General features: G+C 59.4%; 1 protein-coding gene and 1 pseudogene. Both read right to left on the bottom strand.

Annotation, left to right across the window (positions count from 1 at the left end; translation table 11 throughout):
• Nucleotides 1-140: 140 nt before the first annotated feature.
• Nucleotides 141-1,097: a hypothetical protein gene (locus tag M0814_RS28800; RefSeq protein WP_103486721.1), complete on the bottom strand. Its 957-nt coding sequence runs from the start codon at nucleotides 1,095-1,097 to the stop codon at nucleotides 141-143.
• A 79-nt stretch (nucleotides 1,098-1,176) separates the two neighbouring features.
• Nucleotides 1,177-3,453: pseudogene (locus tag M0814_RS28795) on the bottom strand (hypothetical protein); the annotation flags it as partial.

The raw sequence follows: 3,453 nt of genomic DNA, 5'->3' as shown, positions 1-3,453 counted from the left end.
GTTGAGCAGCTTGGCCACCTCCGGGCCGGTGGCGGCGAAGGCGAGGGTGCCGAATAGCCAAAGGGCAATCAGCAGCGCTGTGTTCAATGGCATGGTGCTGTCCTTGATGATCAGATCATCGTCGTCCCTGCGGGCTGACTTCAAGCGCGTTTGATACCGACGGCCTGATGAAATGTGTTGGTGTCATGACCGACGGCATTTTTATTGACGTCTGTACCGTTCAGGTCATAAGCCCAGGCCGTCCCCGCACCCAGTTCGTCTCCGGTCCAGACCGGGTAATCCAGCCAGCCAAGGTATACGGCCACCTGACCACTGCTGGGGTAATACAGTGACCAAAGGCGTTTGATCTGGGCAAGTGTGACCGGCTGCACTCTGGCTGCCATGCACAGGACCTTCATGCCCTCCCAGTGAGCGCTTTCAGTGAGGAAGTGCAGCTCCAGAATGCCCTTGATCGTCAGCGGGTAACGCTGGCTCTGGCCCTGGGTATCGGTCGCCGTGATCCTGCACGTTCCATTGCGCACCGCCGTGACCTCGCCGGACGCTGGATGCACGGTCGCAATGGCTACATCATCGCAGCTGTACACGTAGGGTGCCGTGCCCCAGTTGGCTTCTCGGGTCATGCGTATAAAAGCAGGCGTTTCCTTGGGCGGCTTGAGGACCGAGGCCACGTAGTTTTCAGCGCTAAGGTCCAGGGTTGCTGCGCTTTCGAAAGGCGCCTTGAGCAGCAGCTCCAGGATCAGTGATTCCTCCCGTGCGGCTTGCGCCACCTGCTTCTTGCTCTTCTTGTTCTTGTTTTTATTCGTGCCCGCCGCGCGCTGCAACTCGTAGCGAATGGGCAAGATGTTGTCGCTGTTGGCAATGAATTCTTTGGCTGGAACAGAGAACTCCACATCATTGCCCACTGCGCTTTGGCTGATGGGGATAAAGTCGGTGTAGTGATCGCCGACAAACAGGAAGACCCGGTCAAGGTGCGCCATATCGTCGTAGGGTGTGATGCGCACCGTGGCGCCTGTGGCAGGAATAAGTGCAGGATCCAGTACCCCGCCTGGAGCTTCGTCCACTGAGGGAGCTTTGTGTAAGGGCGCTTTGTCAGACATGGTTTCACCTATGGATCTGGATGCCGGTGCTCCCGTGGGAGCGCCGGCATCGTGGGTGGAAAAAACGCTGAGAACGGGGTTACCGTGGGGTGTCGAGCAATGCCCGCTGACTGGCTTTCAATGCCAGCCCTCGTGATGCCGGGGTGGCCAGGTACGAGACCTTGCCCCTCAGTTGGTCTTGCACAGCGCTGCTGTCGCCGCCGCCACCCGCTACGCCCCAGGTCACAACACGGCCGTCGGATGTGAGGGCGGTGAAACCGGTGGTGTTGCTGTAAAGGGCCACCACATTGGTCAGTTGATCGACGACAGGCGTTGTATCGCCGCCGACCGTTTTATCGCCCCACGCGACCACCGTGCCGTTCTTGCGCAGTGCTGCGAAAGCCTGCGAAGACCCACATATCTGGACAATGTCATCCAGAGTGGCGATGTCGGTCGGCACGGAGCCACCTTCTAATGGCCTGCCCCATGCCACGACGTGTCCGTTGCCGCGCAGGGCGGCGAAAGCGCGCCAGGTGGAGCAGACTGCAACAATATCCGTTAGCCCTTTGATCAAATCATCGATGACGCCGCCATACTCGGCTGTTCCCCATACTGCGACTTGACCTGTCGCACGCAGCACGGCAAATGCCTGGGCGTTGGCGCAACTCAACTCGATGACGTCGGACAGGGTTGCGATGGCCTCAGGCACAGTGCCGCCATAGGTAGCGTTGCCCCAACCGACAATCCGCCCGTTACGCCGGTGTGCGGCGAAGGCCCCGTGGCTGCCGAGCACTGTCCTGATATCATCGATCCCGTCAAATTCGCCCGGCACGACTCCGCCATTGGCTGCCAGCCCCCATGCCACCACGTGGCCGGTGCTACGCAACGCGGCAAACGCCTGTCCGGCAGAGAAAATGTGGGTAATGTCTCTCAACATGCTGATGGCTTCCGGTACGGTGCCACCATTTGCAGCGCTGCCCCATGCCACCACTTGCCCTGTCGTCTTCAAGCCCGCGAAGGCGACGGAGTTGCCCACCACCTGTTTGAAGTCCAGCGGTGAAACACCCCCCATGCTGCCACCTTCTGCAGCGGTCCCCCAGACCACGACCGCACTGTTGGCGCGTCGCGCGGCATAGGCGCTGCGTGTGCAACTCACCTCGACAATGTCGTCCATGGTGATGATGGTCGAGGGAATCGTTGCCCCGTAGGCAGCAAGACCCCATCCCAGGATATTTCCGACATCGCGATGCGCAACGTATGCTGACTGGCCGTTAACTGTCAGGTCGTTACCATTGCCGAAGATGTTCGCCGGGTTCAGGGTCAGTGCGTCGTCCGAAGTGCGCACTTGCAGCGGCTGCTCCGGATGAGTGTCATACCAGGTGCTGCCTGTCGTCCATTGGCTGTCATCGGGATATTTCCATTCGGCCTGCACGGGGCGACCGGTGCTGGCATTGAACGCACTCAATACCCGCCAGGCACCGGAAGCCCTGTAGGTGCTGCGGTTGTAGCGAGCGCCCATGACTTTCAACTGGCCAGAGCCAACCGCTCTGCGTACATCGTAAACGGTCGGGTCAGACGGGCCATCGGTGCCACCCGCCTTGCGCTCGACGGTATAGCTCAAGGCAACGCTGCCATCGAGCTGTTCGACGATGAAGGTGTGGTCTATCTTGATTTTTTCGAGCTGTTTTCCGGCCTCGTCTGGTAGCACCGTGTGGGATTTTCGGCTTACCGTTTTACCCACCGCGGTCATATACACGACATCATCGGTCTTCAGGTCAGCTGTGGCAGGAATAACCGGTGTGGCACCAAGGGGGAAAACATCATCCGGGTTGATCTGGTCCTTTTGCGGGCCGGTGGCCTCCTTGAAGGTGGCCACCGGCAGTTTGAAGGCCGGAGAGGCTTTCACGAGAAACCGGTATTCCTCACCGACGGCGTCGTCGCCGCCTTCGAACAACTCGACGTAGTAGGTGATGATGACTGTCTCGTCCAGGCTCGCCAGCACAATGTCTGCAGGCACCAGAAATTCCACCACTTTGCCCTGGTTGTTGCCGCTGATGCGTTTGTTGTACTTCTCATCGACGCTTCCATCCTCGGTGCGCCAATTCATGTAGAAGTGATCGCCGGCATTCTCATCGCGGTTGGCGGGAATCAAAACCAGAGCGCCGTCTTTCGCTTCGTTCGGGTCGAGTACGTTATCCACCGTTTTGTCGACTTTTGCCGGCTCCAACAGTTGCTGTTGTGCCTCACCCACGGTGAACGTCAACGGATTCGAAAGGCTGGTCTCTTCTGTGGCATGGCGCCAGAGCTGGTAACGGACGGTGATCTTGCTGCCGCGGTTCGGTTCGATGTGCTTGGCCACGAACTCGGCATCCAGCCG

This window comes from Pseudomonas sp. MWU12-2020 (assembly GCF_023100605.1).
Classification (GTDB): Bacteria; Pseudomonadota; Gammaproteobacteria; order Pseudomonadales; family Pseudomonadaceae; genus Aquipseudomonas; species Aquipseudomonas fluorescens_H.
Note: the sequence above shows the minus strand (reverse complement) of the source record. Positions and strands in the feature narration are given on the sequence as shown.

Excerpts from the sequence above, each read along its gene's own strand:
- M0814_RS28800 (WP_103486721.1), bottom strand. The coding sequence starts at position 1,097 with ATGTCTGACAAAGCGCCCTTACACAAAGCTCCCTCAGTGGACGAAGCT.